Origin of the sequence: Pseudomonas sp. GL93 (assembly GCF_003408955.1) — a bacterium.
GTDB classification, from domain to species: Bacteria; Pseudomonadota; Gammaproteobacteria; order Pseudomonadales; family Pseudomonadaceae; genus Aquipseudomonas; species Aquipseudomonas paracarnis.
The window spans coordinates 123,965-143,232 of sequence record NZ_NKRF01000095.1 but is presented as its reverse complement, the minus strand read 5'-3'; the positions used below and the strand labels follow the sequence as shown (position 1 = coordinate 143,232).

Annotated in this window: 16 protein-coding genes; 6 read left to right on the top strand and 10 right to left on the bottom strand. The window is 60.6% G+C overall.

Going from position 1 to position 19,268, the window contains the following annotated elements:
* Positions 1–6: 6 nt before the first annotated feature.
* Genes trpC through CER19_RS22150 form a run of 3 tightly spaced genes read right to left on the bottom strand, consistent with a single transcriptional unit; the run spans position 7 to position 2,492 of the window.
* On the bottom strand, positions 7–843 hold the full coding sequence (trpC, locus tag CER19_RS22160; RefSeq protein WP_116667981.1) for an indole-3-glycerol phosphate synthase TrpC: 837 nt from the start codon (positions 841–843) through the stop codon (positions 7–9).
* Positions 840–1,889 carry an anthranilate phosphoribosyltransferase gene (gene trpD / locus CER19_RS22155; protein ID WP_003194694.1) on the bottom strand — a complete coding sequence of 350 codons (1,050 nt, stop codon included), beginning with the start codon at positions 1,887–1,889 and terminating at the stop codon, positions 840–842. Before trpD ends, trpC begins: the two co-directional genes overlap by 4 nt.
* 9 nt (positions 1,890–1,898) lie before the next feature.
* Positions 1,899–2,492 carry an aminodeoxychorismate/anthranilate synthase component II gene (locus CER19_RS22150; protein WP_003194696.1) on the bottom strand — a complete coding sequence of 198 codons (594 nt, stop codon included), beginning with the start codon at positions 2,490–2,492 and terminating at the stop codon, positions 1,899–1,901.
* A 412-nt stretch (positions 2,493–2,904) separates the two neighbouring features.
* Between CER19_RS22150 and estP the strand changes: the two genes are divergently transcribed.
* Positions 2,905–4,827, top strand: a complete 1,923-nt coding sequence (gene estP, locus CER19_RS22145) for an esterase EstP (RefSeq protein ID WP_116667980.1) — start codon at positions 2,905–2,907, stop codon at positions 4,825–4,827.
* Positions 4,828–5,114: 287 nt separating this feature from the next.
* Here estP and trpE read toward each other — a convergent pair whose 3' ends face one another.
* The 4 genes from trpE to CER19_RS22125 all read right to left on the bottom strand — a co-directional run bounded on the left by trpE (position 5,115) and on the right by CER19_RS22125 (position 9,388).
* On the bottom strand, positions 5,115–6,596 hold the full coding sequence (trpE, locus tag CER19_RS22140) for an anthranilate synthase component I (RefSeq protein ID WP_116667979.1): 1,482 nt from the start codon (positions 6,594–6,596) through the stop codon (positions 5,115–5,117).
* A 69-nt stretch (positions 6,597–6,665) separates the two neighbouring features.
* Positions 6,666–7,484, bottom strand: coding sequence for a phosphoglycolate phosphatase (locus CER19_RS22135; protein ID WP_116667978.1), 819 nt, complete (start codon positions 7,482–7,484; stop codon positions 6,666–6,668).
* Entirely contained in the window at positions 7,481–8,155 is a 675-nt protein-coding gene (gene rpe, locus CER19_RS22130; RefSeq protein ID WP_116667977.1) for a ribulose-phosphate 3-epimerase, read from the bottom strand. Before rpe ends, CER19_RS22135 begins: the two co-directional genes overlap by 4 nt.
* 84 nt (positions 8,156–8,239) lie before the next feature.
* Positions 8,240–9,388, bottom strand: a complete 1,149-nt coding sequence (locus CER19_RS22125) for an iron-containing alcohol dehydrogenase (protein WP_116667976.1) — start codon at positions 9,386–9,388, stop codon at positions 8,240–8,242.
* 213 nt (positions 9,389–9,601) lie between these two features.
* Here CER19_RS22125 and CER19_RS22120 point away from each other — a divergent pair, with 213 nt between their 5' ends.
* A complete protein-coding gene (locus CER19_RS22120; protein ID WP_116667975.1) occupies positions 9,602–10,576 on the top strand; it encodes an alpha/beta hydrolase family protein in 975 nt (324 codons plus the stop codon).
* Between the two features lie 169 nt (positions 10,577–10,745).
* Here the strand turns inward: CER19_RS22120 and CER19_RS22115 are convergent, their stop codons facing one another.
* Genes CER19_RS22115 through CER19_RS22105 form a run of 3 tightly spaced genes read right to left on the bottom strand, consistent with a single transcriptional unit; the run spans position 10,746 to position 13,211 of the window.
* Positions 10,746–11,513, bottom strand: coding sequence for a TerB family tellurite resistance protein (locus CER19_RS22115; RefSeq protein ID WP_116667974.1), 768 nt, complete (start codon positions 11,511–11,513; stop codon positions 10,746–10,748).
* Between the two features lies 1 nt (position 11,514).
* Positions 11,515–12,189: an N-acetylmuramate alpha-1-phosphate uridylyltransferase MurU gene (gene murU / locus CER19_RS22110; protein ID WP_116667973.1), complete on the bottom strand. Its 675-nt coding sequence runs from the start codon at positions 12,187–12,189 to the stop codon at positions 11,515–11,517.
* Entirely contained in the window at positions 12,186–13,211 is a 1,026-nt protein-coding gene (locus tag CER19_RS22105) for an aminoglycoside phosphotransferase family protein (protein ID WP_116667972.1), read from the bottom strand. The genes murU and CER19_RS22105 overlap by 4 nt, the downstream gene beginning before the upstream one ends.
* Before the next feature lie 130 nt (positions 13,212–13,341).
* Between CER19_RS22105 and CER19_RS22100 the strand changes: the two genes are divergently transcribed.
* The 4 genes from CER19_RS22100 to rsmA are packed head-to-tail and all read left to right on the top strand — an operon-like array spanning position 13,342 to position 19,229.
* Complete coding sequence (locus CER19_RS22100) at positions 13,342–16,119, top strand: LPS-assembly protein LptD (RefSeq protein WP_060766706.1); 2,778 nt, start codon at positions 13,342–13,344, stop codon at positions 16,117–16,119.
* A complete protein-coding gene (locus CER19_RS22095; protein ID WP_165861663.1) occupies positions 16,100–17,434 on the top strand; it encodes a peptidylprolyl isomerase in 1,335 nt (444 codons plus the stop codon). Before CER19_RS22100 ends, CER19_RS22095 begins: the two co-directional genes overlap by 20 nt.
* Positions 17,431–18,420, top strand: coding sequence for a 4-hydroxythreonine-4-phosphate dehydrogenase PdxA (gene pdxA / locus CER19_RS22090; protein ID WP_116667970.1), 990 nt, complete (start codon positions 17,431–17,433; stop codon positions 18,418–18,420). Before CER19_RS22095 ends, pdxA begins: the two co-directional genes overlap by 4 nt.
* Positions 18,417–19,229 (top strand): 16S rRNA (adenine(1518)-N(6)/adenine(1519)-N(6))-dimethyltransferase RsmA, encoded by an 813-nt coding sequence (gene rsmA / locus CER19_RS22085; RefSeq protein WP_116667969.1) that lies wholly within the window; start codon positions 18,417–18,419, stop codon positions 19,227–19,229. The genes pdxA and rsmA overlap by 4 nt, the downstream gene beginning before the upstream one ends.
* Positions 19,230–19,268 lie beyond the last annotated feature (39 nt).

The following is a 19,268-nucleotide window of genomic DNA, read 5'->3' as shown; positions in this document are numbered from 1 at the left end:
TTCAAATCAATCCAACGTCGAACCGCTGATCGTCGTACCGCGCTCCGGGAAGAACAAACGCTGCAACTCCGCCCCCGGGTTCTCGGCGCGCATAAAGGTCTCGCCTACCAGGAACGAGTACACGCCGCTGATTTCCATCAACTCCACATCGGCGCGGTTGACGATGCCACTCTCGGTAATCACCAGACGATCGCGCGGAATACGCGGCAGCAGGTCGAGGGTGGTTTCCAGGCTGACGTCGAAGGTATGCAGGTTACGGTTGTTGACGCCCAGCAGCGGTGTGTCGAGGGTCTTCAACGCGCGCTCCAGTTCGTCGCCGTCGTGCACTTCTACCAGCACGTCCAGACCGACGCTTTTGGCCACGGCCGCCAGCTCGGCCATCTTCACGTCATCCAATGCGGAGACAATCAGCAACACGCAGTCGGCACCCAAGGCACGGGCTTCGACGATTTGGTACGGGTCGACCATGAAATCCTTGCGGATCACCGGCAGCTTGCACGCAGCGCGCGCCTGTTGCAGGAACAGGTCGGAACCCTGGAAGTAGTCAATATCGGTCAGCACAGACAGGCAGGTCGCCCCTCCCCTCTCATAACTGACGGCGATCTCAGCGGGTACGAAGTGTTCGCGAATCACCCCCTTGCTCGGCGAGGCCTTCTTGACCTCGGCGATCACGGCCGGCTGCTTGAGCTTGGCCTGGGCGATCAAGGCATTGGCAAAGCCACGTGGTGCATCGGCGGCTTTCGCCTGCGCTTCCAACTCGGCCAGGCTCACGCGGGCGCGGCGCTCGGCCACTTCTTCAGCCTTACGGGCCAGGATCTTTTCCAGAACGGTTGGCACACTCATCCTTCATTCTCCATCTTGAATACGGCGGTGAATGCTCCCAGCTCTTCGAGCTTCTCACGAGCCAGGCCGGTGTGCAGCGCATCGTGGGCCAAGGCGACACCTTCCTTGAGACTATAGGCGTGGTCGGCGGCGTAAAGGGCTGCGCCAGCATTGAGCACAATCATTTCCGCAGCTTTCTGACCGTTTTCGGTCTTGCGACGCCCCAAGGCGTCACGAATCAGCTCCAGCGAAGCCGCCGGGCTTTCCACCGCCAGGCCGTGCAAGCTCTGGCTTTTCATACCCAGGTCTTCGGGCTCGACCCAATATTCGGTGACCTCGTCGTTCTTGAGCTCCGCCACGAAGGTCGGCGCCGCCAGGCTGAATTCGTCGAGGCCATCCTTGGAATGCACCACCAGCACATGCTTGCTGCCCAAGCGCTGCAAGACTTCGGCCAACGGCCGGCACAGCGCCTGGCTGAACACACCCACCACTTGGTGCTTCACACCGGCCGGATTCGTAAGCGGGCCGAGCATGTTGAACAGGGTACGCAGGCCAAGGTCCTTGCGCGGGCCGGCAGCGTGCTTCATCGCGCCGTGATGGGACTGGGCAAACATGAAGCCAATGCCAACGCTGTCAATGCAGCGCGCTACTTGCACCGGCGTGAGGTTCAGGTAAATACCGGCCGCTTCCAGCAAGTCGGCACTGCCGCTCTTGCCAGACACTGCACGGTTACCGTGCTTGGCGACGGTGCAGCCAGCGGCGGCCACCACAAAGGATGAGGCAGTCGACACGTTGAAAATATTCGCCCCGTCACCGCCGGTACCCACTACATCGACGACGCCGTCGAGGGTCTTGAGTTCGACCTTGTCCGCCAGCTCACGCATCACCGACACCGCACCGACGATTTCGTCGATGCTTTCGCTCTTCATGCGCATCGCCATCATAAAAGCGCCGATCTGAGCATCGGTGCATTGACCGGTCATGATCTCGCGCATCACATCGCTCATTTCCGCGGTGCTCAGGTCCAGATGGCCGACGATACGGCTCAGGGCAGTCTTGATATCCATGAAAAGTCCTTAGCGCGTGCCGCCGCTCTGCTTGAGAAAGTTGGCGAACAGCTCGTAGCCCTGCTCGGTCAGGATTGACTCAGGGTGAAATTGCACCCCTTCGATGTTCAGTGTCTTGTGGCGCAGGCCCATGATCTCGTCGACCGAGCCGTCTTCCAATTGGGTCCAGGCGGTCAGTTCCAGACATTCGGGCAAGGTTTCACGCTTGACCACCAGTGAGTGGTAACGGGTCACGGTCACCGGCAGGTTCAGGCCATGGAACACACCCAGGTCGCGATGAAATACCGGACTGGTCTTGCCGTGCATAACCTCGCGCGCGCGCACCACATCACCGCCAAACGCCTGGCCGATCGACTGGTGCCCCAGGCAGACGCCCAGGATCGGCAGCTTGCCGGCGAAATACTGGATAGCTTCCAGAGAGATGCCCGCCTCGGTGGGCGTGCACGGGCCAGGTGAGACGACGATGCGCTCGGGGTTCAACGCGGCGATTTCGGCAACGCTGAGTTCATCGTTGCGCACCACCTTGACCTCGGCACCCAGCTCGCCCAGGTACTGCACAACGTTGTAGGTAAAGGAGTCGTAGTTATCAATCATCAGCAACATGTGGGTTCAAACCTCTTGAATTCACTGATTTCAAATGACCGCCTTCCAAGCGTGTGACCCGCTGCCAGACGCACGTTCCGGTTGCCAGGGTGAGTTGGCAAGGGGCGTCAGACAACGGGTGAAGAAGGCAAATCGGTACAGGTCCGGCCAGGCCGGCAGAGAAAAATGTCAGGCGCGCCAACGCCAACGGGCGTGTGCCTTGACTACTCGCATCAAGAGTTTGCTGATGATCAACACGGGGAGGGTCTCATTCATACGTTCAGGCACAGTAACGTAGGCTCGCCAGCGGTGCAATATGGAGCCGCAAATACGGGGATGCAACGTAGGCAGATTCCGGATTTCCCTACAGAAAATGCCAGAAATTTTGCTAGTGTTTCACTTCCGACATAAAAACAACCCAATGGAATCTTGCATGCTCAGACCAGCGTTTTTCGCGCCCCTTGCCGGCTGCCTCCTGTCATTGGCCTGCGCCCAGGCGTTCGCAGCCCCGTCACCTTATTCAACCATGGTGGTTTTCGGCGACAGCCTGGCGGATGCAGGCCAGTTCCCCGACGGTTCGGCCGGCGCCACATTGCGCTTTACCAACCGCACCGGGCCGACCTTCCAGGGTGAGTACGGCCTGGTCTCATCGACCCTGCTGGGCGCGAAACTGGGCGTCGCTCCCAACGACCTGAATGCCTCCACCTCACCGGTTCGCGCAGCCCAGGGTTTGCCAGACGGAAACAACTGGGCAGTGGGTGGCTACCGTACCGACAATATCCTCGACTCCATTACCTCAGTCTCCAATGCTGCGATTCCCCCAGGCAACCCTGGGGCCGGCACTTTATTACGCAGTCGGCAGGGCTATCTGCCGGCTAATGGTGGGAGAGCCGACCCGAACGCGCTTTACTTCCTTTCCGGTGGTGGCAATGACTTCCTGCAAGGCCGGGTACTGAGCCCCGCTCAAGCGGTCGCCGCCGGTGGCAGGCTGGCGGACAGCGCCCAGGCCCTGCAACAAGCCGGCGCGCGTTACATCATGGTATGGATGCTACCCGACCTGGGCCTGACGCCGGCGATCAACGGCACCCCACAGCAGGCGGCGACTTCGGCCCTGAGTAATATTTTCAATCAGTCCCTGGTGCAGCGCCTGTCGCAAGTCGATGCTCAGGTTATCCCGCTGAACATCCCGCTGTTGTTGAACGAGGCCTTCGCCGATCCAGCCCGCTTCGGCCTCGCCACCGGCCAGAACCTGACGGGCACCTGCTTCAGCGGTAACAGTTGCACCGCCAACCCAACCTATGGCATCGGCGGCACCAACCCGGACCCAACCAAGCTGATCTACAACGACTCGGTCCACCCTACCGTGGCCGGGCAACGCTTGATTGCCGACTACGCCTATTCGCTACTCGCCGCGCCGTGGGAACTGACCTTGCTGCCGGAAATGGCCCAAGGCACATTGCGGGCGCATCAAGACGAGTTGCGCAACCAATGGCAAGCAGACAACGGCAGTTGGCAAGCCGTCGGCCAATGGCGCGCCATAGTGGCCGGCGGCGGCCAACGCCTGGATTTCGATGATCAGAGCAGCTCGGCCAGTGGCGACGGCAGCGGCTACAACCTGAATATCGGTGGCAGCTACCGGCTCGATGAGAACTGGCGCGTGGGGGTTGCCGCCGGCCTGTATCGGCAGACACTCGAAGCCGGTGCCAATGATTCGGACTACAAGCTCAACAGCTATATGGGTACGGCATTCGCTCAATATCAGCAGAACCACTGGTGGGCCGATGCCGCATTGACCGGCGGCAAGCTGGACTTCGACAGCCTCAAGCGCAAGTTCGCCCTGGGCATCAGCGAAGGCTCGGAGAAAGGTGACACCGATGGCTGGCTCTGGGCCCTGAGCGGCCGCGTGGGGTATGACATCGCTGCGCCAGGCAGCGACTGGCACCTGTCGCCATTCATCAGCGCCGATTACGCGCGGGTTGAAGTCAATGGCTACTCGGAAAAAAGCAGCCGCTCCACCGCCCTGACCTTTGATGATCAACAACGCGACTCCAAGCGCCTGGGCGTCGGCCTGCAGGGCAGCTATCGCATCACGCCGCAAACTCAAGTTTTTGGCGAAGTGGCCCACGAGCATGAGTTTGAAAATGACACACAGAAGGTGAACATTTCGCTCAACAGCGTGCAGGGGATCGACTTCAAGCTGGACGGGTATACGCCTCGCAGTAACTCTGACCGCTTGAGCCTGGGTGTCAGCCACAAGCTGACTCAGGACCTGGCGTTGCGGGCGGCGTATAACCTCAGGAAGGATGACAACTTGACCCAGCAGGGCGTCAATGTCGGGGTCAGTCTGGATTTCTAAATACTGCGCAAAACAAATGTGGGAGCTGGCTTGCCTGCGATGGCGGTGGATCAGTCACTGAATATCTCGAGTGACACACCGCCATCGCGGGCAAGCCCTAATGCCAGTCAGTTAAGCGTACATCGCCCTCTGTAGGAGCGAGCTTGCTCGCGAAAAACCGCAACGATAACGCGTGCTTCCTGAATGAACGCGGCGCCTATGAGTTTTTCGCGAGCAAGCTCGCTCCTACAAAAGCCTTAACTGACTGGCATTGGGGCAAGCCCGCTCCCACATTTTTTATTCCAGCTTTAGTCTTGTGGAGTTTGCTCTGCCAATGCCACGGCACGGAACATCGCCCGACGCTTGTTCAGGGTTTCTTCCCACTCAAGGGCCGGCACCGAGTCCGCCACAATCCCGCCGCCGGCCTGCACATGCAGTTCGCCGTCCTTGATCACCGCCGTGCGGATCGCAATGGCGGTGTCCATATTGCCGTTCCAGGCGAAATACCCGACGGCGCCGCCATAGACACCGCGCTTGACCGGCTCCAGTTCGTCGATGATTTCCATCGCACGGATCTTCGGCGCCCCCGACAATGTGCCCGCCGGCAAAATCGCTCGCAGTGCGTCCATCGCCGTCAGCCCGGTTTTCAGTTCGCCGGTGACGTTGGATACGATATGCATCACATTGGAATACCGCTCGATGACCATCTTCTCAGTCAGTTTCACCGAGCCGATTTCCGAGACACGCCCGGTGTCGTTGCGCCCCAGGTCGATCAGCATCAGGTGTTCGGCGATTTCCTTTTCGTCGCTGAGCAGGTCTTCTTCCAGCGCCACGTCGGCTTCTTCGGTCGCGCCACGGGGGCGCGTGCCGGCAATCGGGCGCACGGTGATCAGGTTGTCTTCAACCCGCACCAGCACTTCCGGCGAACTGCCAACGACGTGGAAGTCGCCGAAGTTGAAGAAGTACATATACGGCGTCGGGTTGAAGCAACGCAGTGCGCGGTACAGGTCAATCGGCGCCGCCTTGAAGTCGATGGACATGCGTTGCGACGGCACCACTTGCATGCAGTCACCGGCGAGGATGTATTCCTTGATGGTATCGACGGCGCGCTCGTAGTCATCCTGGGTAAAGCTTGAGCGGAACACCGGGTCGGCCGCCGGTGGGCGACTGAGGTCCAGGCCGCGACGCGGGGTGATCGGCTGGCGGAGTTTTTCCAGCAGCGCTTCCAGGTTGGCCTGGCCTTGTTCGAATGCATCACCCTGGGCAGGGTCGGCGAGGACAATCGCATGCATCTTGCCGGCGAGGTTGTCGAACACTACCACTGCGTCGGACACCATTAGCAAAATATCCGGCACCCCCAACGGGTCTGGGTTCGGGCATTTGCCCAGGCGCTTTTCCACATAGCGCACGCAGTCGTAGCCAAAATACCCCACCAGGCCACCGTTGAAGCGCGGCAGGCCAGCAATGGTCGGCACGTTGTAGCGCGCCTTGAAGGTTTCGACAAAGGCCAGCGGGTCTTCTACGTCATGGCTTTCGATCTCCACGCCGTCATGGGTGATGCTCACATGATGGTCGTGGACCCGCAGCACCGTGCGGCATGGCAGGCCAATGATCGAGTAACGGCCCCACTTCTCACCGCCCTGTACCGACTCGAGCAGGTAAGAGTTGGGCTCGTCGGCCAGCTTCAGGTAGATCGACAGCGGCGTATCGAAGTCGGCCAGGGTTTCGCAAGCCATGGGGATACGGTTATAGCCGGCAGCGGCCAAACGCAGGAATTCTTCGCGGGTCATGAGGTGCCTCGTGGTGTGAGGGTCAAACAGTCAGGTAGGCAAACGTGCCGCACATGCGGCCAGGATCAGTCAGGCGCGCCAACGCCAGCGGGCCAGGGCCTTGATGACTTTCATCCAGAGTTTGCGAGTGACCACCACGATGGGATTTCCAGAAGGAGACGAATCGATGTCGGGCAACGTTATCTCAGCGCCCGCGCCCAAGCAACCGGGGATTAGCAGTCGCAAGTCATCAATGACCAGCGCGGGGGACTCCTCCGCAATCGGCCGGCCATGGTTGTAACCATAACTCAAGGCCACGCACTGCACGCCCGCCGCTTTCGCCGCCAGCACATCACTGCGCGAATCGCCGACAAACAACGACTGAGACGCCGGAATATTGGCCATTTTCATCACGAAGAACAGTGCCGCCGGGTCGGGTTTTTTCTGCGGCAAGGTATCGCCGCCGATAATCCAGCGGAAATAGCGACCGATTTTCATCTGGTCCAACAACGGCGCAACGAAGCGCTCCGGCTTGTTGGTGATCAGGGCCATTTCCACGCCCTGCTTGCTCAACCACTTGAGGGTGTCGCGCACGCCGGGGTAAACCACGGTCAGTTCGTGGCTGCTTTCATAAGCGGCATTGAATAATTCCAAGGCATGTTCTGCCTCTACCTCATCCACACCCGTGGCATCGATGTCGTTGGCCAGGGCCCGGCGCACCAACATCGGCGCGCCATTGCCGACCCACTCGCGCACCGACTCGATGCCTGCCGGCTTGCGCCCCAGCTTGAGCAGCATCTGGTCCACTGCGGCCGCCAGGTCGGGCACCGAGTCGATCAAGGTACCGTCCAGATCGAACATCACCAGCCGTGGCAATTTGCCGGGGAACAACTGCTCAAAACCGCTCATGGACGCGCCAGCGCCAGTTCGGCACGCATCTTGTCGATGACGGCCTGGTAGTCCGGGGCATTGAAAATCGCCGAGCCGGCCACGAAGGTATCGGCACCCGCTGCGGCGATCTCACGAATATTGTTGACGTTGACCCCGCCGTCGATCTCCAGGCGAATGTCACGCCCCGACGCATCGATCAGCGCACGGGCCTCACGCAGCTTGTTCAAGGTGCCAGGGATGAACTTCTGCCCGCCGAAGCCTGGGTTGACGCTCATCAGCAAGACCATGTCGACCTTGTCCATCACGTACTCAAGCACGCTCAGCGGAGTAGCCGGGTTGAATACCAAACCCGCCTTGCAGCCGCCTTCGCGGATCAGTTGCAGGGGGCGGTCAACGTGCAACGTAGCTTCCGGGTGGAAGGTGATGTAAGTCGCACCCGCCTCGATGAAGTCACCGACGATACGGTCCACCGGGCTGACCATCAGGTGCGCATCAATCGGTGCGGTGATGCCGTACTTGCGCAGCGCGGCGCACACCATCGGGCCGATGGTCAGGTTGGGCACGTAGTGGTTGTCCATGACATCGAAGTGCACGAAGTCGGCACCGGCGGCCAACACCTTGTCCACTTCCTCACCCAGGCGGGCGAAGTCGGCAGAGAGAATCGATGGAGCAATGACGAAGGGCTGCATGACGCACCTTTTTTGAGCTAAATCACGATGGCGCGCATTGTATACCTCATGCTTTGCTGCGCGCACCGTGACCTATCTCAACGGTTAGTAAGCTGCCCGGTAGATTTTTTCGATATCGGCGGCGCTGAGCTTGCGCGGGTTGTTACGCATTAAGCGCTCAATGCCTGCGGCTTCGCTGGCCATGGCCGGGATGGCGTCCTCGGGCACGCCGAAACTGCGCAGGCCCGAGGGGATCTCCACCGCCGCACACAGCCGCGTCATCGCCGCTACAGCCTGGTCGGCAGCGTCATTCACACTCAGCCCGGCGATATTGACGCCCATGGCCTGGGCAATGTCCTGCATGCGCTCGACGCAGGCCAATTTGTTCCAGTGCATCACATACGGCAACAACAGCGCGTTGCTTACGCCATGGGCAATGTTGAAGCGCCCACCCAACGGGTACGCCAGCGCATGCACGGCACCGACGCCAGCGTTGCCAAAGGCCATGCCGGCCATCAGGCTGGCGGTGGCCATGTCGTCACGGGCCTGCAGGTTCGCCGGGTTGGCATAAGCCTTGGGCAACGCGCTGGCAATCAATTTGATCGCACCGATAGCCAGGGCGTCGGTAATCGGCGAGGCATTCAGCGACAGGTAGGACTCGATGGCGTGCACCAAGGCGTCCACACCACTGGCGGCCGTGACACCCCGTGGGCAGGTCAAGGTCATTTGCGGGCTGATCAGCGCAACGTCCGGCAGCAAGTAATCACTGACAATGCCTTTTTTCAGCTGTGCGGCCTTGTCGGACAGTATCGCCACGTTGGTCACCTCCGAGCCGGTGCCGGCCGTGGTGGGGATGGCGATCAACGGCGGGCCTTTGCGCGGCACCTGATCGACGCCGAACAGGTCCGCCAGCGCGCCGTGATAACCGGCGTAGGCCGCCCCGCTCTTGGCGATGTCGATGGCACTGCCGCCGCCCACACCGATCAGGCCGTCATGCCCGCCTTCGCGGTACGCACGCATGCAGTCCTCGACGATGGCAATTTCCGGATCGGGCAGCACGCGGTCGAAGATTTCGTAGGCTCGATCCCCCAGATGCTCCAGGGCCAGCGCCACGGTGCCCGACTGGACCAGCGCGGCGTCGGTGACGATCAGCGGGTTATCCACATCCAGGCGCGTGAGTTCGGCAGCCAGTTGTTCGATGGCACCTGCGCCGGTCAGCAGTTTGTGGGCAATCTTGAATGAGGAAGTACTCATGTGCGCGGCCTCTTATGAATGATGGGCTGGCACAAGAATAGCCGCCCCTGGCGTGTTGTCTGCCATTCATTGGTTGAATGGTCGCGCAGCGCCCATCAAGGCAGCTAACAAACCGCCGATAGCCTGTTGGTAACGAGAACCGCACCTCACACCCCTGACAAATACCGACCAACCCATTAGGCTGCTGGAATAACTTCTGGCCGGGAATCAACGATGCTTTTTATTCACCGTTCGGCACTGCCAGCATTGTGCCTGTCACTCCTGTTTACCAGCGTCTTGCCTGTTCAGGCCGAGGATGCACCCTCGCCTGCCGTCGAAAAGCCGGCTGAACGCCAGCCCTTGCCCGAGCGTAGCCAGCAAGAAGCCAGCGCGCTCGAACGGCAGGTGCCGCAGCAGGAACAACAGCAATTGCAGGCCGGTAGCGATTCGTTCCTGGCGCTGTGGAAACCTGCCAACAGCGCCGAAGCCGAAGGTGTGGTGATCCTCATACCAAGTGCTGGGGAGAACGCGGACTGGCCGCAGGCCATCGCGCCTCTGCGGCGCAAGTTACCGGACGCCGCCTGGGGCACCCTCAGCCTGTCATTGCCTGACGTCAGTGTGGACACCCTGCCGCCACGGCTCATCGAGCCGCCGAAAGCGGCGGTCGATACCAGCAGCAAGGAAGGCAGCACCGCTGCCAAGCCGGTCGAACAGGCCGCCAGTGCCGAGGCCGAAGGCACGGACCCGGCGGTGGTGCCGGGGGCGGATGAACAGGACAAGACCGACGCCAAGCGCATCTTCGACCGCATCGACGCCGCCGTCGCCTTCGCCCAGACCCAAAGCGCCCGCAGCGTGGTGTTGCTCGGCCATGGCACCGGGGCTTGGTGGGCGGCACGCTACCTGAGTGAGAAACAACCCTCCCAGGTGCAGAGGCTGGTGATGGTGGCCGGCAAGACGCCCGTAGCTCGCCAACCGGACCTGCAGCAACTGGCGCCGGACTTGAAGGTGCCCACGGCGGATGTGTTCTATCAAGAGGGCGCTCAGGATCGCAAAAACGCCCTGGAGCGACTCCAGGCGGCCAAGCGCTCGAAGAATGACGGCTATAAGCAGGTATCGCTCACAGCGTTGCCCGGCAATAGCGCGGCGCAGCAGGAGCAGTTGTACCGCAGGGTCCGCGGGTGGTTGAGCCCGCAGGGCAGCGCTGACTGACACTCCGCTGTCGGGGGCAACATCGCTTTCTGTAGGAGCTCGCTCGCGAAAAACGTCAACGATAATGCGTGCTTCCTGAATAAACGCGGCGCCTGGGAGTTTTTCGCGAGCAAGCTCGCGCCTACAATTAGGGCTTGCCCCTCCCAGATGGAGTTGAGTGGCGATAGTCTCAACGAAAATCGCGCCGCTCGCGAATCAGCGCATAGGCGTTATGCAACTCACGGGTTCGTTCGGTCGCCTCCCGCACTTGCGCGGCGCTGGCACCCGTGCCGGCGATCTTGTCCGGATGGTGACGGCTGAGCAGTCGGCGGTAGGCGCGCTTGATCACCGAAGGCTCAGTGGTTGCCGTCACCCCCAGGATACGCAACGCCTCTTGATAGGCACCGCCACGATTGGCCACGGGCTTGCGCTCCGGCGCGTAATCGGTCGCCAATGCCTGCAACTGCTGCGGCGTCCAGCCCAGCCACCTGCCCCATTGGTCGATCAGGTCGCGCTCGGCAGCATCCGCCCGACCGTCCGCCCACGCCATGCGCCAACAGGCCCGGAGCACGCCTTCCGCCGCATGGGGCTGCGTCTTGAGCACCCGCAGGTAACTGCGTACCCGGTCGCTGCCGGATTTACCCCGGTTGAAGGCGCTGATCGCGCGGCGCTGGGCCGGCTCACTCATATCCAGTGCGCGCATTTCCTGGCGCGCTTGCTGGATATGCCCATCGACAACCCGGCCATTACTCTTGGCCAGGCGTCCCAGCAGCACAAACAATAGTTCGTCGTTGCGCAAGGCCGGGCGCCCACCCAAGCGTTCACGTAACTGCGCCCAGCTGTGCAGTTGCAAACGGCGGTCCAGCGCCTGCCCCAGCAATGCCCCCAACAAAGCCCCCGGAATACTGGCAATGGCAAAGCCAACCCCGGCGCCGATCAGCGTCCCTGGCCACAACATCCTACTGCCCCGCTGTCAGCAAGGTTTCGACCTGCGCCAGTCGCTCCAGCGTCCCCACATCCACCCAGCGTCCTGCCATGTGCTCCCCCGTTACCAAACCTTTGGCCATGGCCTCGCGCAACAGCGGGGCCAACTTGAAGGCACCGGCGCTGCAACCCGCGAACAATTTAGGGTCGAGCACTGAAATGCCACTGAAGGTCAGGTTATCGGCACCGGGCGCGGCATCATGAAGCCGCCCCTGATCTAGATAGAAGTCCCCGCCGGAGGGGTGATGCGCCGGATTATCGACCATCACCAAGTGGGCCAAGCCCTGGAGCGGCTGCCGCAATTGGCTGAAGTCATAATCGGTCCAGATATCACCATTGACCACCACAAAGGGCTCATCCCCCAGCAATGGCAGCGCCTGGAAAATCCCACCACCGGTTTCCAGCGGCTCGCCTTCGGCCGAATAGCGGATACGCAAGCCGAACTGGGCGCCATCGCCCCGGTAGCTTTCGATCTGCTCGCCGAGCCAGGCGGGGTTGATCACGATCTCGGTAAACCCGGCCTTTGCCAGCGCTTCAAGATGGTATTCGATCAATCGTTTGCCGCCCGCCTGTACCAGCGGCTTGGGCGTGTGCAGGGTGAGCGGACGCATGCGCTCGCCCTTCCCCGCCGCCAGGATCATCGCCTTCATACGATGGCCTCGGCGGGCTGGCGCAGGCTGGCGAGCAATTCGCCCAGATCGCTCAACTCAGGCCGGTCGGCCAGCACCGCTTCTATATAAGCAAAGAAACGCGGCACGTCGGCCAGGTAACGTGGCTTGCCGTCGCGGTGACAGATACGCGAAAAAATGCCGATAACCTTGAGGTGACGCTGCACGCCCATCAGGTCGCTGGCACGCAGGAACTCTTCAAAGTCGTCCTGTACGGGAATCCCCAGCTGCCCGGCGCGCTGCCAATAGCCGCGCTGCCACTCACGCACGCGGGCCTGGGGCCAACTGAGGAAGGCGTCCTTGAACAGGCAGGTTATGTCATAGGTCACCGGGCCGTAGACCGCGTCCTGGAAATCCAGCACGCCAGGGCTCGGCTCACTGATCATCAGGTTGCGCGGCATGTAGTCGCGGTGCACCAGCACCTTGGGCTGGGCCAGGGCGCTGTCGATCAACTGCTGGCTGGCACGTTGCCAGAGGGCTTGTTGCTCAGGGTCGAGGTCGATGCCCAGGTGACGACGCACGTACCATTCCGGGAACAGTTCGAGCTCACGACGCAATAAGGCCACGTCATAGCTGGGCAGTGGTGCATCCATCGGCAATTGCTGGAAAGCCAGCAGCGCGTCGATGGCATCGGCAAATAATTGATCGGCATTTTCACCGTCAATCACGTCCAGATAGGTTTTTCTGCCCAGGTCATTGAGCAAAAGAAAGCCGCGGGGCAGATCTTCTGCATAAATTTTTGGCACATTTATTCCCGATTTCGCGAGCAAATGCGCGATATCGACGAAAGGTTTGCAGTTTTCCTGGGGGGGTGGCGCGTCCATGACGACGAACGTATGGGCACCGCCCTCCCATCGGAAGTAACGCCTGAAACTCGCGTCGCTGCTGGCCGCGGTCAATGTGGCCGGGGGCACGGGGCCCCAGTCCTGCGCGTTGAAGAGGATCGGCAACTGCTCATCCAGCCAGACTTCCAGCTGTTGTAAACGTAGATCTTGCTCGGGCATTACAAGGGTCTCCGACGGCGCTAGCCGTCAAGCGGGGCATGCTTTATTATCACGCATCTTTTTCAGACCATCGAGAGGCGTGCGGCCCAAACCGCGGGCAGATGGCACGCAGGAAGCCCGGACTAATAAGATGGCATTGAAATCCCCCGCGTTTCGTAGAAAATTTCCGTTGCTGGTAACCGGCAGTCTGCTGGCCTTGCAACCTTTCGCCACCTCATTCGTGGTCGCCGCGGAACAGTATGACTGCTCAGTCTCTGCTTCGGGTGCCTGGGATTGCGCGCCGAAGACGGCCGCCGCCCCATTGCCACCGCGCCCGGTGCATGACGGTGCTGCCGTCAGCTCGGCCAACAGCACGCCGCAAGGCAAAGCTGGCGGCAGCGTCGACGCCGAACCCAAGACCATGCTGGTCACCGAAGCCAAAGGCCGTGGCCTGCGTTCGCGCAGTGCCGACTACAGCCACCTGGACTGGGTACCTCGCGACAAGTTGACCGCAGCACAGTTGGCCGAAACCGGCCCTTACTGCGGCGGCGCGTACATCGAGCCGACTCGTCCTGGCATGAACGACAAGACGAACAAGAGCGATGCACCGACCTTCATCGGCGCCAAGGCCTCTCGTTACGAGCAGGAGCAGCAGGTCGCGACCCTGGCTGGTGACGTGGTCATGCGCCAGGGCAGCATGCAGCTGGAAGCGGACGAAGCCAGCCTGTACCAGGCCGAGAACCGTGGCGAGCTGAACGGCAAAGTGCGACTGCGCGACAACGGCGCGCTGATCGTGGGCGACCATGCCCAGGTTCAGCTCGACACCGGCGCCGCCCAGATCGACAACGCCGAATACGTGATGCACAAGTCGCGCATTCGCGGTAACGCCCTCTACGCCAAGCGTGCCGAGAACGCGATTATCCGTCTCAAGGACGGTACGTACACCACCTGCGAGCCGGACAGCAACGCCTGGCAGCTCAAGGGCAACAACATCACGTTGAACCCGGCCACCGGTTTCGGTACGGCGACCAACGCGACGTTGCGGGTCAAGAACATCCCGATCCTGTACACCCCGTATATCTACTTCCCGATCGACGACCGTCGTCAATCCGGCTTCCTGCCGCCGAGCTTCAGCACCGGTGGCGAGACTGGCTTTACGCTGGTAACGCCGTACTACTTCAACCTGGCGCCGAACTACGATGCCACGTTGTACCCGCAGTACATGACTAAACGTGGCTTGTTGATGGAAGGCGAGTTCCGCTATCTGACCAAGTCGAGTGAAGGGCAGTTTGGCGGGGCGTACCTCAACGACGATAACGACGAGCGGAAGAACCAGACTGATTACGAAAAGACCCGCTATATGCTCAATTGGCAGCATAAGGGTGGGTTGGATTCACGTCTGACGTCGCAAGTGGATTACACCCGGATCAGCGATCCTTATTACTTCCAGGATTTGAAGTCGTTTGAGGAAGGGGTTGAGAGTCAAGACGCTCTGAACCAGCAGGGATCTTTGACATATCGGGGCGATTCTTATCAGGCCCGTTTGAATGTCCAAGCCTATCAACTGGCGACAATCACTCAGATCACTCCATATGACCGGTTGCCGCAACTCACGCTGAATGGCCAACTGCCATTTCATCCGGGCGGGCTGGATTTCAGTTATGAAACCGAAGCCGTACGCTTTGATCGAGACTTGGAGAACGGTAACTTTACGGACGAAAATGGCTTGGTTTCGCGTCGTCTGGATACCAACGTTACCGGCCTGACCCGTGCAAACGGCACTCGTCTGAACCTTGCGCCAGCTGTCTCTTATCCGATGAACTGGTCCTACGGCTTTTTGACGCCGAAGTTGAAGTACGTTTATACCAAGTACGATCTTGACCTTGACGGTACAGGCAAGAGCCAAATGGCTGCAGGAGGTCAAACCTTCAATAGCTCACAGGACCGCTCAGTACCTATTGCAAGCATCGACAGCGGCCTGTACTTCGACCGTAAAACCAATTGGTTCGGCAAAGACTACAACCAGACCCTCGAACCTCGTGCGTTCTACCTCTACGTACCGAATAAAGACCAGACCGAGATCCCTGTCTTCGACACCAGCGAGAACTCGTTCAGCTACTCCTCGTTGTTCCGGGATAACCGCTTCAGCGGTTCCGACCGCATCGGCGACGAGAACAAGTTGTCCTTTGGTCTCACCAGCCGCTGGATCGAAGAAAACGGTTTCGAACGTCAACGCGCCTCCATCGGCCAAGCGGTGTATTTCAAGGATCGTGAAGTTCAATTGCCTGGCATCGACGCCAAGACACGTGATGACGCTCACTCGAACGTATCTCCTGTTGCACTGGAGTACGAGTTCCGCTTCAACCGCGACTGGCGCGCCACAGCCGACTACAACTGGGATACCGAAAGCCATAGCCCTCGCTCCGGCAGCGCGATGTTCCACTACCAGCCGGAAGACAACCCGAACAAGGTCGTCAACCTGGGCTACCGCTATCGCAACGACCAGGTTGTCTACAACCAGCTGACCGGCAAATGGCAGTTCGGCGGAGACTTCGGCAGCCCGGGCCAAGAGAACTATGTGAAGGATTACTACAAAATCCAGCAACACGATTTCTCGATGATGTGGCCGATCATTCCCCAGTGGAACCTGATCACCCGCTGGCAGTACGACTATGCCCGCAACCGCACCCTGGAAGCCTTCGGTGGTTTCGAGTACGACAACTGCTGCTGGAAGCTTCGCGTCATCAACCGTTACTGGGTTTCCAACGACGAATACACGCAGATCGCCCCTCAGAACGAAAAGGGTGACCACGGGCTCTTCTTCCAGATCGTCCTTAAAGGACTCGGCGGCCTGACCGGCGCCAAGGTAGAGAGCTTCCTCGACAAAGGCATTGAAGGTTATCGTGAACGTGAAGACAAAGCTTTCTGAGTGTTTGCGCCCGCTAGTGCTGGGCGCGCTGTTCCTGGGTACTGTTTCGGCACACGCCGCAGTTCAACAGCTGGATAAAGTAGCGGCCATCGTCGACAACGACGTGATCATGCAGAGCCAGCTGGACCAACGGGTCAAGGAAGTTCAGCAAACCATCGCTAAGCGTGGCGGTGGGGGGCCGCCGACCAGCGTCCTGGAACCGCAGGTACTGGGGCGTCTGATCGTCGAAAACCTGCAATTGCAGATTGGCGACCGTTCCGGCATCCGTATTTCGGACGAAGAACTGAACCAGGCCGTTGGCACCATCGCTCAGCGCAACAACATGAGCATCGATCAATTCCGCGCCGCCCTGGCTCGCGATGGTTTGTCCTACGAGGACGCCCGTGACCAGATCAAGCGCGAAATGATCATCAGCCGTGTGCGCCAGCGCCGTGTGGCCGAGCGGGTTCAGGTGTCCGAGCAGGAAGTGAAGAACTTCCTGGCTTCGGACCTGGGCAAGATGCAGCTTTCCGAAGAGTTGCACCTGGCTAATATCCTGATTCCTACCCCGGACGGAGCCAACTCTGAGCAGCTCAATGCCGCCGCCGCTAAAACCCAGGCGATCTACGAGCGCCTGAAAGCGGGTGCGGACTTTGCCCAGATGGCCATTTCTCAGTCCGGCAGCGACAACGCCCTCGAAGGCGGCGACATGGGCTGGCGTAAAGCCGCTCAATTGCCACCTCCGTTTGATCGCGAATTGAGCGCCATGGAAGTCGGCGGCATCACCCAGCCAGCCCGCACCCCGGGTGGCTTCATCATCCTGAAGCTGCTGGAACGTCGCGGCGGCGAAACTTCGTTGAAAGACGAGGTACACGTTCGTCACATCCTGGTCAAACCGAGCGAAATCCGCACCGAGGCACAAACCAAGGAACTGGCCCAGAAGATCTACGACCGCATTGAAAGCGGTGAAGACTTCGCCACCCTGGCTAAAAGCTTCTCGGAAGACCCAGGCTCTGCCCTTAACGGCGGCGATCTGAACTGGATCGACCCGAAAGCCCTGGTGCCTGAGTTCCAGCAAGTTATGGCCGAGACACCACAAGGCGTATTGTCCAAGCCCTTCAAGACTCAGTACGGCTGGCATGTCCTGGAAGTCCTTGGCCGTCGCGCCACGGACAACACCACCCAGGCCCGCGAGCAGCAAGCCCTGAGCGTACTGCGTAACCGCAAATACGACGAAGAGCTGCAAACCTGGCTGCGTCAGATCCGCGACGAAGCCTACGTAGAGAACAAGCTGCCAGGCGCCGAGCAAACAGGCACCGACCAGGCAACCCAGTGAAACCCCAGCGTTTCGCGGTGACACCCGGCGAGCCGGCCGGCATTGGTCCAGACCTGTGCCTGCTGCTTGCCTCGCAACCCCAGCCACACCCTCTGATTGCCATTACCAGCCGCGACCTGCTCCTTGAGCGGGCCGCGCAACTGGGTATGGCCGTCAACCTGCTGGACGTGGCGCCAGGCAACTGCCCCGCCCGGCCGGCCCCCGCCGGTAGCCTGTATGTGTGGGACACCCCGCTGCAGGCCAAGGTGGTTACCGGGCAGTTGAACACGGCCAACGCGGCATTTGTGCTGGAGACGTTGACCCGTGCAGGCCAAGGCTGCATCGACGGCGACTTTGCCGGCATGATCACCGCACCGGTGCACAAAGGCGTGATCAACGAATCCGGCATCGCCTTTTCCGGCCATACCGAATTCCTCGCGGAACTGACCCATACCGCTCAAGTGGTGATGATGCTCGCCACCCGCGGCCTGCGTGTGGCACTGGTGACCACCCATTTGCCGCTGCGTGAAATCGCCGATGCCATCACTGCCGAGCGTGTGGAGCGTGTCACGCGCATCCTGCACAGCGACCTGCAACACAAATTCGGCATTGCCCAACCGCGTATCCTGGTTTGTGGGCTTAACCCCCACGCCGGTGAAGGCGGCCACTTGGGCCATGAAGAAATCGACATCATTGAACCGACATTAGAGCGCCTGCGCCAAGAAGGCATGGACCTACGTGGCCCATTGCCTGCAGACACCCTGTTTACCCCCAAATATCTGGAGCACTGCGACGCAGTGCTGGCGATGTACCACGACCAGGGGCTGCCCGTGCTGAAGTACAAAGGCTTCGGCGCCGCAGTCAACGTGACACTGGGCCTGCCGATCATCCGCACCTCCGTCGACCATGGCACTGCCCTGGACCTCGCAGGCAGCGGCAAGATCGATACTGGCAGCCTGCACGTAGCCCTGGAAACCGCCTATCAGATGGCCGAGACCCGTATATGACTGAGCATTACCAACACCGGGCGCGCAAGCGCTTCGGGCAAAACTTCCTGCACGACGCTGGCGTGATCGACCGCATCCTGCGCTCCATCCATGCCAAGCCAGAAGACCGCCTGCTGGAAATCGGCCCGGGCCAGGGCGCGCTGACCCAGGGCCTGCTGGCCAGCGGTGGGCAACTGGACGTGGTGGAACTGGACAAGGACCTGATCCCGATCCTCAACCAGCAGTTCGCCGGCAAAGCCAACTTCAACCTGCACCAGGGCGATGCGCTGAAGTTCGACTTCAACAGCCTTGGCGCTGCGCCCAACAGCCTGCGGGTGGTGGGTAACCTGCCGTACAACATTTCTACGCCGCTGATTTTCCACCTGCTGAACAACGCCGGGATCATCCGCGACATGCACTTCATGCTGCAAAAGGAAGTGGTGGAACGCTTGGCCGCAGGCCCTGGCGGTGGTGATTGGGGCCGTTTGTCGATCATGGTCCAGTATCACTGCCGCGTGGAGCACCTGTTCAACGTCGGCCCGGGCGCGTTCAACCCGCCGCCGAAGGTTGATTCAGCCATCGTGCGCCTGGTGCCACATGCCGTACTGCCCCACCCGGCCAAGGACCACAAACTGCTGGAACGCGTTGTGCGTGAAGCGTTCAACCAGCGCCGCAAGACCTTGCGTAACACCCTCAAGGCCCTGCTGAGCAATGCCGAGATCGAAGCTGCCGGCGTTGATGGAAGCCTGCGCCCCGAGCAACTGGACCTGGCCGCGTTCGTGCGCCTGGCTGACCAGCTTGCCATCCAGCCCGCAGCGACCGAGGAATAAGGCCCAACACCATCCAATGTGTGCGGGCTTGCTCGCGAA